Source organism: Corynebacterium sp. UMB9976, from assembly GCF_030212265.1.
Lineage (GTDB): Bacteria > Actinomycetota > Actinomycetes > Mycobacteriales > Mycobacteriaceae > Corynebacterium.
The window spans coordinates 12,217-29,300 of the sequence record NZ_JASODY010000009.1; the positions used below are offsets into that span (position 1 = coordinate 12,217).

16 protein-coding genes and 2 pseudogenes are annotated in these 17,084 nt (G+C 63.7%); 7 read left to right on the forward strand and 11 right to left on the reverse strand.

Annotated elements, in window-relative coordinates; all coding sequences use genetic code 11:
* Nucleotides 1–55 precede the first annotated feature (55 nt).
* Nucleotides 56–1,123: pseudogene (locus QP140_RS05715) on the reverse strand (LLM class flavin-dependent oxidoreductase).
* 420 nt (nucleotides 1,124–1,543) lie between these two features.
* Between QP140_RS05715 and QP140_RS05720 the strand changes: the two are divergent.
* Nucleotides 1,544–2,137: a Panacea domain-containing protein gene (locus QP140_RS05720; protein ID WP_284758629.1), complete on the forward strand. Its 594-nt coding sequence runs from the start codon at nucleotides 1,544–1,546 to the stop codon at nucleotides 2,135–2,137.
* Nucleotides 2,134–2,727 (forward strand): GNAT family N-acetyltransferase, encoded by a 594-nt coding sequence (locus QP140_RS05725; RefSeq protein ID WP_284758630.1) that lies wholly within the window; start codon nucleotides 2,134–2,136, stop codon nucleotides 2,725–2,727. The genes QP140_RS05720 and QP140_RS05725 overlap by 4 nt, the downstream gene beginning before the upstream one ends.
* A gap of 575 nt (nucleotides 2,728–3,302) precedes the next feature.
* Here the strand turns inward: QP140_RS05725 and arfB are convergent.
* A pseudogene (arfB, locus tag QP140_RS05730) lies at nucleotides 3,303–3,747 on the reverse strand (alternative ribosome rescue aminoacyl-tRNA hydrolase ArfB).
* Between the two features lie 98 nt (nucleotides 3,748–3,845).
* Here arfB and QP140_RS05735 point away from each other — a divergent pair.
* Complete coding sequence (locus QP140_RS05735; RefSeq protein ID WP_284758631.1) at nucleotides 3,846–4,478, forward strand: Fic family protein; 633 nt, start codon at nucleotides 3,846–3,848, stop codon at nucleotides 4,476–4,478.
* Between the two features lie 46 nt (nucleotides 4,479–4,524).
* Here the strand turns inward: QP140_RS05735 and QP140_RS05740 are convergent, their stop codons facing one another.
* A complete protein-coding gene (locus tag QP140_RS05740) occupies nucleotides 4,525–5,067 on the reverse strand; it encodes a DUF488 domain-containing protein (RefSeq protein ID WP_284758632.1) in 543 nt (180 codons plus the stop codon).
* Nucleotides 5,068–5,188: 121 nt separating this feature from the next.
* On the opposite strand from QP140_RS05740, the gene QP140_RS05745 reads away from it, so the two are divergent.
* Complete coding sequence (locus tag QP140_RS05745; protein ID WP_070757479.1) at nucleotides 5,189–5,629, forward strand: YtoQ family protein; 441 nt, start codon at nucleotides 5,189–5,191, stop codon at nucleotides 5,627–5,629.
* Between the two features lie 27 nt (nucleotides 5,630–5,656).
* Here the strand turns inward: QP140_RS05745 and QP140_RS05750 are convergent, their stop codons facing one another.
* Entirely contained in the window at nucleotides 5,657–6,691 is a 1,035-nt protein-coding gene (locus QP140_RS05750; protein ID WP_284758633.1) for a sensor histidine kinase, read from the reverse strand.
* On the reverse strand, nucleotides 6,688–7,362 hold the full coding sequence (locus tag QP140_RS05755) for a response regulator transcription factor (protein WP_284758634.1): 675 nt from the start codon (nucleotides 7,360–7,362) through the stop codon (nucleotides 6,688–6,690). Before QP140_RS05755 ends, QP140_RS05750 begins: the two co-directional genes overlap by 4 nt.
* A gap of 76 nt (nucleotides 7,363–7,438) precedes the next feature.
* Between QP140_RS05755 and QP140_RS05760 the strand changes: the two genes are divergently transcribed.
* From QP140_RS05760 to QP140_RS05770, 3 genes are all read left to right on the forward strand, one after another.
* Nucleotides 7,439–8,326: a DUF418 domain-containing protein gene (locus tag QP140_RS05760; protein ID WP_284758635.1), complete on the forward strand. Its 888-nt coding sequence runs from the start codon at nucleotides 7,439–7,441 to the stop codon at nucleotides 8,324–8,326.
* On the forward strand, nucleotides 8,307–9,191 hold the full coding sequence (locus QP140_RS05765; protein WP_284758636.1) for a trypsin-like serine protease: 885 nt from the start codon (nucleotides 8,307–8,309) through the stop codon (nucleotides 9,189–9,191). The genes QP140_RS05760 and QP140_RS05765 overlap by 20 nt, the downstream gene beginning before the upstream one ends.
* Nucleotides 9,192–9,345: 154 nt before the next feature.
* A complete protein-coding gene (locus tag QP140_RS05770; protein WP_070760984.1) occupies nucleotides 9,346–9,750 on the forward strand; it encodes a cupin domain-containing protein in 405 nt (134 codons plus the stop codon).
* A gap of 141 nt (nucleotides 9,751–9,891) precedes the next feature.
* Here the strand turns inward: QP140_RS05770 and QP140_RS05775 are convergent, their stop codons facing one another.
* The 6 genes from QP140_RS05775 to QP140_RS05795 form a co-directional block, all read right to left on the reverse strand.
* The gene (locus QP140_RS05775; RefSeq protein ID WP_070760982.1) at nucleotides 9,892–11,259 is read right to left on the reverse strand and encodes a YkvI family membrane protein; all 1,368 of its coding nucleotides are present in this window, start codon (nucleotides 11,257–11,259) and stop codon (nucleotides 9,892–9,894) included.
* A 30-nt stretch (nucleotides 11,260–11,289) separates the two neighbouring features.
* Nucleotides 11,290–13,038, reverse strand: a complete 1,749-nt coding sequence (locus tag QP140_RS05780; protein ID WP_070760980.1) for a thiamine pyrophosphate-dependent enzyme — start codon at nucleotides 13,036–13,038, stop codon at nucleotides 11,290–11,292.
* 187 nt (nucleotides 13,039–13,225) lie between these two features.
* Entirely contained in the window at nucleotides 13,226–13,855 is a 630-nt protein-coding gene (locus tag QP140_RS10380; protein ID WP_336620626.1) for an HAD-IC family P-type ATPase, read from the reverse strand.
* The gene (locus QP140_RS05785; RefSeq protein ID WP_336620627.1) at nucleotides 13,756–15,078 is read right to left on the reverse strand and encodes an HAD-IC family P-type ATPase; all 1,323 of its coding nucleotides are present in this window, start codon (nucleotides 15,076–15,078) and stop codon (nucleotides 13,756–13,758) included. The genes QP140_RS10380 and QP140_RS05785 overlap by 100 nt, the downstream gene beginning before the upstream one ends.
* 133 nt (nucleotides 15,079–15,211) lie before the next feature.
* Nucleotides 15,212–16,087 carry a patatin-like phospholipase family protein gene (locus QP140_RS05790; protein WP_012359902.1) on the reverse strand — a complete coding sequence of 292 codons (876 nt, stop codon included), beginning with the start codon at nucleotides 16,085–16,087 and terminating at the stop codon, nucleotides 15,212–15,214.
* 7 nt (nucleotides 16,088–16,094) lie between these two features.
* Nucleotides 16,095–17,021 carry a DUF808 domain-containing protein gene (locus tag QP140_RS05795; RefSeq protein ID WP_284758637.1) on the reverse strand — a complete coding sequence of 309 codons (927 nt, stop codon included), beginning with the start codon at nucleotides 17,019–17,021 and terminating at the stop codon, nucleotides 16,095–16,097.
* Nucleotides 17,022–17,084 lie beyond the last annotated feature (63 nt).

The window sequence follows — 17,084 nt, forward strand, 5'->3', positions numbered from 1 at the left end:
CTATTCAACATGCACTGAACTGACATTGAAGCGAAGAGCTTGCGACCTGCAGGAATTATTCGATGGGATAGCCGGTAACTGGGCCTTCGCGATTCGGCTGCCAACCCAATGCGGGGGCGACATGCGTGGCGAAGTTGTCCAAGATTTTCACGTTGACGTCCACGCCCATCCCGGTGGGGATGGTGATGAGCAGGGTGTCGGTGGACATGACGGCGGCGTCGGCTTTGAGCTGCTCAATGGGTTTGTCCGGCTCGGCGGCATAGGTGCGGCCGAAGGTGGAGGCGCCGACGTCGGGAAGCATGCCCACCTGATCGGAGCCGGAGGCCTGCATGCCGAACAACTGCATGTCCGCGCCGTCGACGATGGGGAAGGTGGAGCGGGACACCGGCACACGCGGCGTCCAATCGTGGCCCGCCTTCTTCCACGCGGCGCGGTAGCGGCTGATCTGATCCGCCTGGATTTCGCCCAGGGGCTCGGCGGTGGTCTCGGAGGCCAGGGTGGAGGACGTCAGGTTGAGTCCGTCCTTGGCGGTTTGCTCGGCAGAAGCGTGGGTGCCGGAGCCGTAGAAAATGTGCTTACGCAGCTCGGGCGCCATGGGGAAGACCGGCAGGGCGGAGCCGGGTTGGAATATGTTGGGGTACTGCCGGTCCAGCGGTGCGGCGGTGGCGAACCCGTTGCCGTCCACCGCGGCCATGAACGCCTCAAGGTGGGCGCGTGCCACGTCCGCACCGTTGGACGCTTCGCCCTTGTAGCCGAAGGCCTCCCAGCCGCGGTCAGCCACATCCGGGGCTCCGCGCGAGACGCCCAAGGCCACGCGGCCGCCGGAGAGCTGGTACAGGGAGGCGGACTCTTCGGCGAGGTAGAGCGGGTTTTCGTAGCGCATGTCGATGACGCCGGTACCCACCTCGATGTGTTTGGTGGTGGCGGCGACAGCACCAAGCAGCGGCATCGGGGCGGAGGCCTGCAGCGCGAAGTGGTGAACTCGGAAGGACGCGTTGTTCACGCCGATTTCGTCCGCAGCCTGGGTGATCTCCAGACGAGTCTTGGCGATCTTTTCCGCAGATGGCCCGCACTAGCTGCCGAAGGCGTAATGCCCGAAGCTTAAGAAGCCGAACGCTTTCATTGGATAACACTCCTTTTGATGGTGTTAACGAGAGGGAGTAACTTTGCAACGAGATGCCGTGGAGTTCAAGTTCAACGTGTAGCTCAACCTGGACTGAGGCTGGAGTGGTGTGAGTGTCTTTGCGCTCATTTGCCTTGAGTTGACCCGAGTTCGTGGGGTTTCGGGGGCGCATCGGTATCCTGGTAGAGGCCGAGATGGCAGTTCTCGCTGTAGGCGAAAACCATGACCGATGCTGCTAGGGTAGATTTGAGTAGCTCCGCTCGGCTTCTTTAATCGAAAGTGGACTCTGGAAGCCCCTTGCTAGGAGGCGTTCGGCAATTCCCAAGTGCCGACGCTGCGCTTGGACTAGGCCTCGGGGCGTCAGGAAGTTAATCGAGTGTACTACACTAGGCTGTGCCGAATCTCAGGGAGGTGAACGCGATGACTAGCGTGTTTGATGTTGCAAGTGAGTTGATTGAGCGTAGCGGAGGCTCGATAGAAACGGTCAAGCTGCAAAAGCTCTGCTTTTATGCTTTTGGTTGGTATGCCCATCTAACCGGGGAGCCGCTGTTTGGAGAGACGTTCTACGCTATGCCTAAGGGGCCTGTCGTAGGCGAACTTCTGAGCGCGCACGCGACGCAGCCGCGCGTTGACCTTAAAAAAATTGAAGATCAGCGTGAAGCCCGCGAAGATGAGCGCGAAGAATTGGACGCCTACAAGAAGGCCGTGCTGGATGCCGTTTGGTCTGCCTATGGGAGTGCTTCGAGCTGGGACCTCGTTGAGCGGACCCACAAAGAATCTGTCTGGGATGAGGCTTGGAAATCCCGTCGCTGCGGCACCAAGCGAGGCGACCTGTCGCGTGATGCCGTAATCGAGTACTTCGTTGACCGGTACCCTAAGGATGGCGAGAAGCTTGATCTCCCGCCCGCGATGATTTCGCGTGCCTCGGCAGCTGAGCTAGCTGACATCGAGTCAGGGGCACAGGTGCACCGGCCCTTTGTGGAGGCTGTACGTGCCTTCCGTTTCGTCTCATGACCGAGCGCTTGACGGCATTTCTTGCCGACAAAGGGTTGCAGCTTCGTCGGCTGGACGATGATCACTACGTCAACTTCTTCGACTGTGGTCGCGATGAGGACATGAATCGGTGGTTCGTAACGAAGGCGATGAAGTGGCAGGACGAGGACATGTGTGCCGTGTGGGTCCTGTCGCCAGCTAACGATGCAGAGACCGTACTGGGCTTCTTTACTCTGAGCGCCCACCAGATCGTTCCCAGCAACGTTGACAAGAAGCATAGGGCAGCGAGCAACGTAAACAAAGCATGGGTGAATAACCTGCAGCAACCCCTCCCGGCCCAGCTGTTGGGTAAGTTTGCGCTCGACAAGGAGTACCAAGGCAAGACTTTGGGCCAGATCCTCATGGCATGCGTCTACGCCAAGCATGTCGAGGCTGCGGAAGTCGCTGGGGCCAAATTTCTGGTTTTGGACGTGCAAGAGGATGGCCTGGCGGCCTACTACAGAACGCGTTTCGGTTTCGAAAGGTCGAGTCGTGCTGGCGAGATGGCGCAGATGTACCGGCCCACTTCGGTGATACGCGAAGAGCTTGGCGAAGTACTTGAAAGCCCTTGACGATTTTATGGGGAGTCGGCGTTTGCGTTATGACCGCCCTGACTTCGAAAAACCTGCTAAGAAATTGGCGAACAACAAGCACCTGACACGCCATATGCTGTGGGTGGACTATGTCGCTGCCCCGTGTGCCAGAGGTGAATCGAAGTATCAGTATTCCTAGTTCTGTGATTACTTACGTGACTGAATCCGTGCTACCAGCATGACCTCGATTATCGAGAATGAACCAGGCCAAGAACTCTACGTCGACTGGGTAGGCGACAAAGTCCGCATCGTCGAGCACACCGCCGACGACGTAGGAATGAAAGCGTGCCTGTTTGTTTGCGCAATCTTTCTGGCTGGTGCACGGCACCGTTAGGGATGTCGCAAAAACTTTCGCGAATAGTTTCTCACGGTGCGGCTATGTGTGTATTTAAACATCGAGTAGTGTTTCGAGCTCAGCCGCTATCGCTGGGTTTTGTCGATCGGCAACACCGGAATAAGTAACTTTGCAACGACACTTCGTGGTGTTCAAGTTCAACGTGTAGCACTTAACGCTACGGTTCAGGGGGCGGAGAGGGCAAGGAGTGAGGCCCGAGCTAGGGAATCTCCGGCCGTCTCCGTGTCGACTTCAGCTCCGAGCGCCACTTCTTCGCTTCAAGACGTCGCCGCACCGCGCCCCGCGTCGGCTTGGTTTTGCGGCGTGGGGGAGGGGGGCGGGGCGAGCGCCTCGCGCAACAGCGCGGCCATGCGCTTGCGAGCCTCGGCGCGGTTGCGGACCTGCGACCGCTGGGTCGACGCGGTCACGGTGAGGACGGTGCCGTCCAGGCGGTGCTCGAGGCTGCGCAGGATGCGGTGACGCTGGGCGTCGGAAAGCGATGCGCACGCGGGGACATCGAGGGAGAGCTGCACTTTGCTGTCCGTGGTGTTGATGCCCTGACCACCCGGCCCCGATGCCTTCGCGAACCGCTCCGTCAGGTCGGCGGCGGCGATGACCACGCCGTCGGGGATCCCCGGGCCAGGCGCAATGACCAGGTCTTTCATGCTGCCCACCCTACTGCTCAATCTGAGACGAAGGACTAGGTTATTACAGTCGCGGATGCTGCGCTACGTCCGCGAGCTGTAGCGTAAAAGACATGCACGTGACCGATCTGCTCGACGTCATCTATACCGCAGGCGTGGTCTTCGATGGCCTGTCCACCAGTCGTCCTGCCACCGACCGCTACCTGCGCTCGGGTGATACGGACGGGGTGCGTGGCCGCGGGGATTTGGCATTGCTGCAGGACTTGGAAGCGGCGGCGGAGTTCGTCATCGTCACCGCCGGTGAGCCAGTTACCGCAGACTATCTCGGACGAATTAACGCGCAGCTCACGCGCAGCGCCGCACTCAACCCCGGCAAGTTACGCCGCGCGGAACAGGGAATCGGCGTGCACACCGCCCACGGCCGGCATGAGCCTGCGACGATGACGGTTGAAGGGCTCGACGCGCTCATCCAAGAGCAGCTCTTGCTTGACGACGCCCTCCAGTCCGCCGCCCATCTCTTCGTCGAAGTTGCACGAGCTCAACCCTTCGAAGACGGCAACAAGGGCACCGCGTTTTTCGCCGCGAACAGTTATTTAATCGGCCAAGGGACCGAATTGCTGATGGCAGTGCCACACGACGGCGCGGACCCGACGGTGAGCCGCGAGTTTCATGATCAGCTTGCACGAGCCTACGCCTTCGGAGAGACAGGACTGGTGGTAGAAGCTCTGGTCCGGCACAATTCGCACCAATAAGGAATACTTTCCGAATCCCCGCACTCTCGGGTCTCTGGTGTACGCGCTAGCCCCGCTCGGGGTAGCGCACGAGGAGATCGTTGCCGATGACTGCGCCGTCGTTGAGCGTTGCCTCGCTCACCTTCGCCCCGGCTGCACCCAGGCCCATAATGTGGCCAACCTCGTCACCGTGGGCGATGAGGTGGTCGGCGATGATACGCCGGTGGCAGCGCCACCACACCGCCTCGGAGCACATGATCGCGGTGGGGGTTTCGGCGGCGTTCACCCGTAGCTGCGAGAGCGCGTCCGAGAACTCCTCGCCCAGCGCATGGTCGGCGTAATTGTGCAAGCTGCGGTTACGCCAGTTGCCGTTAACCTCAAACGGCACCGAGTGGGACACGTTGTGCCGCCCGGTGAGGCCCTCGCTTCTGCTGTAAGTGATGCCACATGTGGGAAGGTGTTCGGCAAGGTGGTCCTCGTTGAACCACGGGTACTTCCTGGACCCGGGCAGCTTGCGCACATCCACGATGGATGCCACACCGGCAGCCTTGATCATTTCAGCGAAGTCCTCGAATTCGAGGTTGGAGTGGCCCACGGTGTAAATGCGCATGTCGCCAATGCTACGCGCCAAGCGATTACACTTACATCGGCTTCACGAATGAGAAGGTGACTTTGCGACGACACGTCGTAAACTTCAAGGTCAACGTCAAAAACCGTAAGGAGAAAAGGCCTTGAGCTTCAACGTGTACCTGTCCGGCGAGATCCACACCGACTGGCGCGAAGAGATCCAGCGCGGCGCGGAGGCCGCCGGGCTCGACGTCGTATTCACCGCGCCGGTGACCGACCACCCCGCCAGCGACGCAGCGGGCGACCACCTCGGCGAGGCACCCGCGGGCTTTTGGCGCGATCACCAGTCCTCGAAGGTGAACTCCATCCGCACCCGCACCCTGATTGAGAAGGCCGACATGGTCGTCGTCCGCTTCGGGGACCAGTACAAGCAGTGGAATGCCGCCTTCGACGCGGGTTACTGCGCGGCACTCGACAAGCCCTATGTCACGCTGCATGGCGAGGACATCGTCCACCCGCTCAAGGAGGTCGACGCCGCCGCGCAGGCGTGGTGCACCACCACCGACCAGGTCGTGGAGATCCTGCGCTACGTGCTCGAAGCCTAAGAAGCACTCCGGAGCTGCGCTCACCCTCTACGCAGGTAGTCGCAGCGTTACGATCAGCCCGCCTTGAGCCCGCGGCGTCAGTTCCACCGAACCGCCGTGGGCTTTCGCAATTGCATCGACGATCGCCAGCCCCAGGCCTTGACCGGCCCCCGAGGTCCGCTGCGCCCGGGCGAAGGGCTCCACCCACGTGCGGACCTCCGCCGCGTCCAGCTGCGGGCCGTCGGACTCCACGGTGATCTCGGCGTTCCGGCCCACCTGTGCCACCGTCATGGACGGATCCTCACCGTGAGTGATCCCGTTGCGCACCATGTTCTCCACCGCCTGACGCACCAGGGTGGGGGAGGCAGCCACCGTGACCGCTTCCGCTGTCACCGCCACGCCCTGCCCACGACCGATGTCACGGCACAGCGCGGCCAGATCCAGCTCCTGGCGATCGCGGACGTCCACGTTCGCCAGCTGCAGCAGGGCAGCCACGGTATCGGCGGCGCGCGCATTGACCTCGCGCACCCGGCCCAAGGTGTCCCGCAGAACCTGCTCATCGCCACTGGCCAGAGCCACATCAGCCATCGTCTGGATTGTCGCGATTGGTGTCTTCAGCTCGTGGGAGGCGTTCGATGCGAAGCGGCGTTGCCGCTCGAGGGCATCCGCCAGCTCGTCGAGCATGGCATTCAGCGCATCCGCCAACTCACCCACCTCGTCATCAGGGCCCTGGTGGCTGATGCGGGCACTCAAGTCACCCCGGGTGACGGTCGCGGCGTCGTCCGCAAAATCCCGAAGCGGCTTAATCACGAGCCCAGCCACGAACCAACCGATCACCCCAGCGACCGCGGTGAGCAGCGCCAACACAGTCAGGGAGGCCACCAGCACACGGCGCAGAACCTCATCGGCGATCGGCACCGCCCCGTCGATGACCAGCCCCTCATCCGGGGTCGGGATCTGGGCCATGAAGGGCACCGGCGTGAGTTTCAAATATGCATACACCAACCCGATCAGCGCCAACCCCACGCCCAGGACGGTGCCGAGGAACATCACGGTGATCCGTGCCCGCAAGCTCAACTTCATCGCGGCGCCTCCGCCACGTAGTAACCGGCACCTGCCACGGTGTGCACGATGCGCGGCTCGCCCAGCTTTTTGCGCAGGTGGGAGACCGTCACGCGCGGGGAATTCGTGAATGGGTCGGCATTCTCGTCCCACGCCTCCGCGAGCAGATCCTCGGCGGAAATCACTCCACCGGCTGCCTCCATGAGGACCTCCAACACCGCGAACTCCTTCGGGCTCAAGGCCACCGGCACCCCACCCCGGGTGACCTCGCGGCGGAAGGTGTCCAGCCGCACGTTGCCGCACCGGTAGACCTCGCCGCGCACCGGCAGGTTTCGCTTAGCCAACGCATTAACCCGCGCGATGAGCTCCGGGACCTCGAAGGGCTTGGGTAGGTAATCATCCGCGCCGAGGTCGAAGCCCTCCAGCCGGTCGTCCAGGGTGCCCGAGGCGGTCAGCATGATCACCCTCGTCGCAGGGTGGGCATCGACGACCCAGCGGCAGATGTCGTCGCCGTGGATGCCAGGCAGGTCGCGGTCCAGGACGACGACGTCGGGCCGGATATCGTCGATTGACGAGCGCGCGGTGGCACCGTCGTAGACCGCAGTGGCCTGCATGTTTGCGCTGTTCAGCGCGGTGCAAATGGCGTCGGCGAGGTAGCTTTCGTCGTCGACGACGAGAACGCGGATTGTCATGGCACCGATCGTAACGGCACGGGTGTTGTGCCCGCGTTAACGTCCCCGCAACATCGGCCTGCGTACCGTTCACGCTATGCAGAACCGAAACGTTGGTATCGACGTCGCGCGGGCAGTTGCGCTCGTCGGCATGATGGTCGCCCACCTGACCTACCTGGATGGCGTGGCTGTCCAGGTGTTCTACGGCTTCCCGGCCGCACTGTTTGCTTTCATCTCCGGGGTGTCGATGGGTTACATGCGGGCACGTCCTGTTCAGCTCATCGTGCGCGGGCTGTGCCTGATCGCGTTGCACTTCGCGCTCGCCCCGTTCACCGGGGAGGTGTTCGTGGTGCTCGGGACCATCGGACTCTGCATGGCGTTGCTTGCCTGGGCGCCGCGTTGGAGCTCGCCCGTGCTCCTGTGGCTGGCCTGCGTGCTGGCCTTTGCATCGGCGGTCCTGGCCTCCACTGCGACGGTGTTGATTCCCGCCTTCTGGCCCTACTCGCCGTTGATGTGGGGAGCGCTGATGATCGCCGGGATGCTCTTCCGGCGGCACATGCTCACGCGCCAGCGCCTTGTTCTTGGCCTCGTGGTTGGGCTGGGACTGTTCGCCGTGGACCTCGCGCTTCGCTGGTACACCATGCTGCCCGGGTTTTTCGACGTCGGTGGCCACACCGGTGGCTTGGGCGACATCATCGGCAGCATCGGGGCGTCGGTGGGCATCTGTTCGCTGTGCTGCCTGCTGCAGCGGGGGATCGGGCGGCTCGCACCGCTGGGTCGCATGCCGCTCACGATCTACTGCATCCACGTGCTCACGGCGGACCGACTGGCACCGGAGTGGTTCGGCTTCTGGGCCAGCCTGGGCGGCGCCATTCTCATCTCTTATGCGTGGCTCGCGGTGTGTGACCGTGGGCCGTTGGAAACTCTGCTTCGCCGCATCACCGCGGTGTTTGGAAAGGATAAAAATGAAGAAGTTCGCAGCTAGTGTGGCCACCGGGGTGGTCGCAGCAGGAGCACTCGCCATCGCACCAGCCGGTGCCATGGAGAGCAAGACCTTCGCCGGGGATACCGAGGAGGCAAAGCCGGTCGTCTCCGTCCGCGTCGATGATTCTGACCCTGACGAGGGCGTGTGCACCGGCACCGCCATCGACCCCCACTGGGTGATCACGGCCCGTCACTGCATCGATGCGGCCGCCAAGCCGGGCGGTTCGGTACGCATCGGCCAGGGCGATGAGCAGCGGGTGTACAAGGTTGACCGTCACGAGGTTGCTCCACGCGGGGACATCGCCCTGCTCCACACTGAGCAGGAGATCAACCTGGAGACCTTCGCTGAGGTCGCGGATGAGGTGCCCACCGGGGACGTCAACATCTACGGCTGGTCCTCCGACGGCTCCGGTGGCTCCACGAAGCTGCCGTCCGCCAAGGCTAAGGTCCGCGGCGACTCGCCGCTCGCGCTCTACGAGGCCCCGAAGGCCCTCGACGTTGCCCTGAAGGACGGCGCGCGCATCCAGCCGGGCGACTCCGGTGGCGCGATCTTCGCCGATGGCAAGGTTGCCGGCATCATGTCCGCCGGTCTGTTCGAGGACCCGGAGAACCCGACGGAGGAGGAGATGACCTCGAACGCTGCTGTCTCTGTCGCACCGGTGGCGGAGCAGGCCGACTGGATCCGCGGGATCATCGGCGGCGGTGATGCGAAGGGCGAGGACAAGAAGGAAGACTCCAGCGAACCTGCAGCCGCGGCCTCCTCGGAGGACTCCGGGAACACGGCCCGCAACGTCGGCATCGGCGCGGGCGTCGTCGTCCTCGCTGCGGCTGGCGCCTGGCTGCTGCTGCGCCGCCGCGGGGCCTAAAGCCTGCCTAGCCGCCTGCCTGGCGTGCTGCCATCTCACCCGGGCGGGCCTGCATGATTGCGCCTACAATTGAGGCGTAGCCGTTTGACCACGGATTACGGTTGGCACAGCCGAGACCGACTAAGCCAAAGAAACTCGAGGACAAGGAGTAGTCATGGCAGAGACACGCGATCAGGGCCCGAAGCCGTTCGTCGTCGATATCGAGAAGGAAACCCTCGATAACGAGACCTTCCGCACCGCCCTGTGGACCGGTGAGCAGTTCCAGGTCACCGTGATGAGCATCCCGGTGGGCGGGGACGTCGGCCTCGAGGTTCACACCAAGGAGGACCAGTTCCTGCGCCTCGAGTCCGGCCGTGGCCGCGTCGAGATGGGCCCATCCAAGGATGAGGTGACCTTCACCGAGGAGGTCTCCGCCGACTGGGCAGTCATCGTTCCGAAGGGGACCTGGCACAACATCATCAACATTGGTGATGAGCCGATGAAGCTCTACAGCATCTACGCCCCGCCGCACCACGCTCACGGCACCGTCCACCAGACCCAGGCGGACGACGTCGACTAAAAACCTTCAGCCCCCAAGGTCAGACAAAGCGCCCCGCCGACAGGCTGGGCGCTTTTTGTTGTGCTGTTATCGTGAACCTTCCCTTCCATCCCCCCCTGGGAGCCGATTGGGCTCCAGAGCACGGGGCTGGCCGCGCTGGTCCTAGCTCTGTTTCGGTGCGTCCGCTGCAGCGTCAGGGGACTGATCCGACGCGCCCGTGGCGTGCTGTGCCGCGTAGCGCTCGTCGTACTCCTCGAGCTTGTCCAGCATCTCCTGGTGCTGAGCAGCCTCCGGGGAGTCCTCGTATTCGCCCTCACCCTCGTGCTGCTGCTCCAACTCATCCTGCAGCTTCTCACGGAAGCGCTCATTCTCCGGCGCGGTACCGCGGATCAGTGTTGCGATGCGGCGCAGGTCACGGGTGGACGCCTTGGCCGGAGCCGTGGCATACTTCCAGATGCGGGAGCGGGCCTTGCCCTCTGCCTCGATGCGGCTGGCCGTCTTGAAGCGCCATAGGATCAACGCGCCCACGATGACCATGCCGATCCAGCCCAGGATCGGGAAGACGATGTTGACCAGGTCGCCGAAGCCCACGAAGCTCACGCCGAAGCCGACCAGCACACCCAGCAGATACACCGGGCGGTAGGCCTCCGGCTTCTTGGCGGTCAGGCGGCGTCCCAGGGCATAGAACATGCCCAGGGCTGTGTTGAAAACCATGAACACCACGACCACGCTGGCGAAGTGGCTGAACCACGGTGCGATGTGCGTCGTCAGTGCCAGGATCGGGACGTCGGAGCCGAGGACCAGTGGGGCGGCCAGCAGCAGCATGATGACCTCGATGACCACCATGGTGCTGTAGATCAGCCCACCCAGCAGGCCACCGCGGATCGCGTTCTGCATGTTGGCGCTATCGCCACCGATGACCAGGATCATGCTGATACCGGTGGCCAGCGTCATGCCCGTGTAGTTCAGCGCGGAGAGCCACCATGGCCGCACTGGGGACTCGTTTTGTGCTCCGATGGCAGCCAGCTCCGTGAAAGAGCCGTCCGGTTTATTCAGCAGCACCCACACGAAGACGATGAGGATTACCACGACGATCAGGGGCGTCGCTCCGCCGATGATCGTCGAGACGCGGTCCACGTCCAACAAACCCACCAGGGCGATGATGATCGTCAGGCTCAGGGCGCCGATCCAGGGCTGAATGCCCCATTGCTGCTCGACGACGGCCCCGGCGCCGGCGATCATGATGAAGCCAATCGCGAATTGGGTGACGGTCGCTCCCGCATCCATCACCTTGGAGATGATCGGGTGCGAGATGCGGTTGAATACGGAGGAGTGCTCCTCGGCGAGGAAGAAACTTCCCGCCGTCATCGCCACGATCGCGGCACCGGCGGTGGTGATGGCTGCGACGAGCACACCCCACACACCCATCGTGCCGAAGCTGACGAAGTACTGGGTAACTTCCTTGCCGGTTGCGAAGCCAGCGCCGACCAGTAGCCCGACGAGCGCCAACCCAATTTTGATGCTTCTCATTCTTAACTTTTCCCTTGAAGGTGCTTCCCGCTACTTCCGGAAGTTCACATCCGGAAGCAGCTCTAGCGCCTTCGCCCGGGCGAAACCATAAACCTGGGAGGGTTCGATTTCGCCCGGCACCGACACCTCGTCGGGGTTGGTGAGAACTTCGACCAGGTAGGGCTTGGGGGAGTGCACCGCAGTGCGCAGGGCTTCGGCCAGTTCCTCTGGCTCGGAGACCTGCACCGCCTCCAGGCCCATGGCACGGCCAAGTTCAGCGAAGTCTGGATTATCCAAATCAGTACCGTACTCCGGAAGGCCGACCTGTTCCATTTCCAGCTTCACCATGCCGAGTTTCGTGTTGTTGAAAACCACGACGGTGATAGGCAAATCGTAGGTCACCGCGGTGCGCAGATCGCCCGCCAACATCATGAGCCCACCATCGCCGGCCATGGCCACGACCTGGCGATCCGGGTACTCTGCCTGCGCGCCCAGCGCCATCGGCAAGGCGTTGGCCATCGAACCCAAATTATAAGAACCGATGAGGCGCCGGGTGCCACGCATCGGCAGCAGCCGGGAGGGCCACACCGTCGACATTCCGGTATCCGAGGTGAAGATCGCATCGTCGGCGCAGACCTCGTCCAGCGCGGTGGCCACACCCTCCGGGCGGATCCGCTTGCTGGGGTTATCGCCCAGCGAACGCAGTTTGCCGAGCAGCGTTTCATCGAAGTGCGGGTTAGCGAGCTTCTTCTGCCCGTCCAGCCAGCGCTCGTAGCGCTTACGCAGCCCTTCTGCCCAGTCCTTCGCATCCTTTTCGACGCCGGCGCTGCGCAGCGCGCCGATCAGCAGGCGGAGGCTTTCGGTGGCGTCACCGACCAGGGCGACGTCGATCTGGGCGCGGCGACCGATGTGGCTGGCGTTGATATCCAGCTGGATCATCTGCTTGCCGGATGGGATCCACTCCCGGTAGGGGAAGTCCGTGCCGATCATGAAGATCGTGTCGGATTCCTCCATGGCCTTAATCGCCGCCGGGTTACCAATCAGCCCTGATTGGCCGAGCTGCCATGGGTTCTCGTCTTCAAGGAACTCCTTGCCCTTAAGCGTCAACACCATCGGGGAGTCCAGGATTTCGGCCAGCTCCAGCAGCTCCTCGCGGGAGTTCTGCGCCCCGCGGCCGACCAGCAGCGAGACCTTCTCCGCCGACTGCAAGGCGTTGACCGCCTCGCCGATCCGGTCGGCAGACGGGGTAGACCCCGCGGGCTTCGGCGCGAAGCGTGGGGTGGTGGCCTCCTTGGGCAGGGTCAGGCCGCCCACGTCGGCGGGGATGCTCAGAACCGCCACGCCACTCTGGGCGATCGCGGCGTTCACGGCCTGCTCGAAGAGGTAGGGCATCTGCTCGGCGGTGGTGACTGTTGCGGTGAAGACGGAGACGTCGTCGAAGAGGCGGTCGTTGTTGACCTCCTGGAAGAAGTTCGTCCCGATGGAGGCCTGCGGGACCTGGCCCACGATGGCAAGCACCGGGGCGTGGGATTTCTGAGCATCATAAAGCCCGTTGAGCAGGTGGATCGCGCCGGGGCCGACGGTGCCCATGACCACCCCGAGCTCACCGGTGAGCTGGGCCTGCGCGGAGGCGGCGAAGGCACCGGCCTCTTCGTGGCGCACACCAATCCAGTCGATGCGATCCTCGCGCCGGATTGCGTCCGTAATGGGGTTGAGGGCATCGCCCACCACGCCCCAGACCTTGGAGACCCCGTGCTCGGCCAGAGCCTTAACCATCATTTCGCCGACTGTCATAGCCATGGGTTCAATCGCTCCTCGAATTCAGACCTAAGTTTCTGTTTTTTAAGAAGCAGTTGCGGCTGGTTGCCGGTCCGGGGCGACCAGCCACAGTGGTGCCCTTTGAGTCCCACTGTAACGGCCGGGTCAGAAGCCTGCAGAGCGTGCGCAGTGCCCCAGCATGGGGGCAGGTGAAGAGTGAGCGGTGCGGCTAGCGCTGCGCGGAACCCTCGAGATTGGCCACTGGCGCCTGTAGCGCCCGCAGCGCATACAGGATCGCCGCGAGGTCCACGACCTCCTGCAACAGGGCGCCCGCGACCGCCGGGATGTACCCGAATGCCGCCACCAGCATCAGCCCCACCGAGAGCGCGATACCGATGATGATCGAGGTCTTGGCGGTCCGCAGCGTGTGCCGAGCGATCTCGATCGCCTCGGCCAGGGGAGCGAGGCTGTCCTTCAGAATGACGGCGTCCGCGGCCTCGCCGGCCGCCGTCGTTCCCCGCACGCCCAGGGCGATGCCGACGTCTGCCGCGGCGAGCACCGGGGCGTCATTGATGCCGTCGCCGACCATCATCGTCGGGTGGGGAGCGAGGTTGCCCGCCAGCTCCACCTTGTCCTTCGGCAGCAGCCCGGCGTGGACCTCGTTGATTCCCAGTTTTTCGGCCACGGCATTTGCCGTCGGTTCCGCGTCCCCGGTGAGGATCGCGAGCTTGCCGACACCCTGGTTGCGTAGCCAGCGAATCAACGCACCCGCTTCCGGGCGTACCTGGTCGGCCATGTGTAGCGAACCCGCGAACTGGCCGTCGATCGCGACATAGGCGACCGTCTCCCCGGATAGCACCTCCGCCGCACGCGCCCCGGGTCGATCTGCTGGATGAAGCTCAGCTTGCCGACCCGGACCTGGTGCCGACCGACCTCGGCAGCCACACCATTCGTGGCGATTTCTTCGAAATCCGTGGCAGTGGGGACGGTGACCCCACGGGCCTCGGCGGCCTGCATGATCCCCTCGGCGAGCGCGTGGGTGGAGCCGCGCTCCGCTGCCGCGGCGAGAGCCAGAACTTGGTCTTCCTGCCAGCCATTGCTGGTATCGATGTGCTCCAGTTGCGGCCGGCCCGAGGTGAGGGTGCCGGTCTTGTCGAAAGCGGCGGAGCGCACCGTGGCGAGCTGTTCCAGCACGCCACCGCCTTTGACCACCATGCCCCGCTCAGAGGCGCGCGACAGCCCACCCAGGAAGGCCACGGGGGCTGCGATGATCAGCGGACACGGGGTGGCCAGCACGAGCACCTCGGCGAAGCGGGTGGCGTCCTGAGCGATGAACGCCGCCACCGCAGCGAGGAGAACGGCGAAGACCGTGAATGGGAGCGCGAAACGGTCGGCGATGCGCACGACCGGGGCCTTTTCCTCGCGGGCCGTGGCCACCAGGTCGATGATCCGTTGGTACTGAGAATCCGCGGCCACCCGATCCGCCCGCAGACGAAGGGCCGCCTGGCCAGCCAGGGAGCCAGACATCACCTCGTCGCCGGTGTGCTTATCGACGCTGAGGGGCTCGCCGGTCAGCGCGGACTCGTCCACGCTGGCGTGTTCGGAAAGCAGCGTGCCGTCCACCGGGATCTGCTCGGCTGGGCGGACCAGGATGACGTCCCCGACCGCGATCTCCGACACCGCGATCTCCTCGACCTCGTCGGAATCCGCCGAGAGCAGGCGGAGCGCGTGCTGCGGGGCGCGGTTCAGAAGATTCGTGAGGTTGCGTTCCGCGCGGGCCTGCGCGTAATCCTCCAAGGCCTCGCCCCCGGTGATCATGAGGACGATGATCAGGCCCGCGACATACTCACCCACCAGCAAGGTGGCCGTCATTGAGACCACGGCGAGGATATCCAGGCCGGTGTGCCCGCGCAGCAGGTCGCGGATCATGTCCGCACCCACCCAGAGGATCACCGCCACGATGAATACTGAGGCGAGCCACTGGGCGGCGACTGGCTGCTCCATCAGCCGGAGCGCGCCCGTCGTGGCCAGGACTACCAGCGCGAGGTAGACCAGCCAGTAGCGTTGGAGATTTTTAAGCATACGCACATATTCGCCTATTAATGCGCGTTTCGCTAGCAATGATAGCCTATCTGAACTGCGGTTATGCTGGGCTTCGGAAAGCTGAGGCTCGGCGGTCAGCCCCGGGTTCTTCAGGCCATTTCTGCGCAGCGGACTAGTCCCGCAGGAACTCCAACCACCGGGGGAGCTCGCGCATCGTCTGCTGCATCCCCAGCGCGTAATTTCGTCGCAGCGCGCGTACCTTGCGCTCGGTGCTGGTGACCATCATGTTCTCCGGGTAGAAGATCATGGCCTTGCCCTGGCGCTCCAGCTCGGTCATTTGCTCCCGCACCGCGTTATAACGCTCGTGTCTCGTCAATGCGGCCTCCGCCACCGCCGGGTACTTGCGGTTGAACAGGCGAACGAGCTGTGGAGACCCCATCGCCGGGCGCGTGTAGTTGCGAGGTTTCGTTGCCAGAATCAGGAATTTATCGAAGCCGGCCTCGATCGCATTCGGCAGCACGAGGCCACCCGTGTCACCCAGCGCACCGTCCACGTAGGGCACCCCGTCGATGATGGTCGTCGGCATCAGGGCGGGGATCGTCGAGCTAGCCCGAACCTGTTTCATCAGGTCGCCGTCGTTGTGCTGGTCACCGCGACCCCAGGAGACCGTTTCTCCCGTGTCGGCCCGCAACGCGCTGATCGAAAAGGGGGTGTCGTCCGCGAAGAAGGTCTCGAAATCGAAGGGGATCGATGCGTTCGGCAGCGCTGCCTGCTCGTAGATGAAGTCCGAATTGAAGTAGCCGTTGCCCCGCATGAAGGACGACATCCCGCCCGCCGTGGGGTGGGCAGGCAGGGTGATGAAGCTCTCGCGGGCGCGCAGCCGGTCGCCGGAGAGGAAGTTCACGGTGTGCGAGGCACCTGCGCTCACCCCGCCGACCCAGCCGAACTTCACCTCATGGGCGAGTAGCTGGTCGATGCAGGCCGCGGTGTAGCTATTGCGCATGCCGCCGCCTTCCAGGACGAGGGCAACGTTTCTTGCATCCAGCATGTTTTCCCTACTTCTTCTTTATCGACGTCGCGATCGCCTTGCACACAGCGACGATGCCAAGCACGATGAACCCGGCGACGAGCCCAAACCCGAGGCTACACAGGGTTTCCGCGGTCCAGGAGGCGAAACCTCCCCAGGGTTCGACGGCACCGCTCGCAGCTGCGGCGACCTCGTGTGGCCAATGCCAGCCGAGCTCGTCGAAGCCGGAGAGCAGGATGTGCCCGCCCACCCAGAGCATCGCGAAGGTGCCGATCACCGCGATGGTGTTCAGTATCTTCGGCATCGCCGTGACCAGGACCCGGCCGAAGCGAGCAGCCGCGGGCTTATTGGTGGCGATGAGCCGCAGCCCGATATCGTCGATCTTCACCAGCAGGCCCACGAAGCCATAGACACCGAGCGTGATCGCCAGGGCGACGATGATGAGGATGAGGGTGCGGTTGAAGAAGGGTTCGGTGGCCACCTCGTTCAGCGAGATGACCATGATCTCCGCCGAGAGGATGAAGTCCGTGAGGATCGCCTGCTTTACCAGCGCGTCCTCCTCGGCGACCTCTTCGCTCTCGGCGTCGTGATGAGCGACGATTCCGAGCTTCTCGGCGACCTTCTCCGCCCCCTCGAAGGAGAGATAGAACCCGCCCACCATCAACAGGGGCATCAGCGCCCACGGGGCGAGCCAGCTCAGCAGCAGCGCCAGCGGCAGGATGATCACGAGCTTGTTGAACAGCGAGCCCCGCCCGATGCGGAAGATGATCGGCAGCTCGCGGGCAGGGGTCACGCCCTGGACGAACTTTGGGGTCACTGCGGCGTCGTCGACTACCACTCCCGCGGCCTTCGCGCTCGTGCGTCCGGCGGCTGCAGCGACGTCATCCACCGTGGCCGCGGCCTTCTTCGCGATCAGCGCAACGTCATCCAAGAGGGCGGCGAGTCCACCTGCCATAGTCCGGTTGTAGCCTTTCGGTTCTGAGGCGGGGCACAGTCGCGCTCGCCCGGGTTGCCAAGA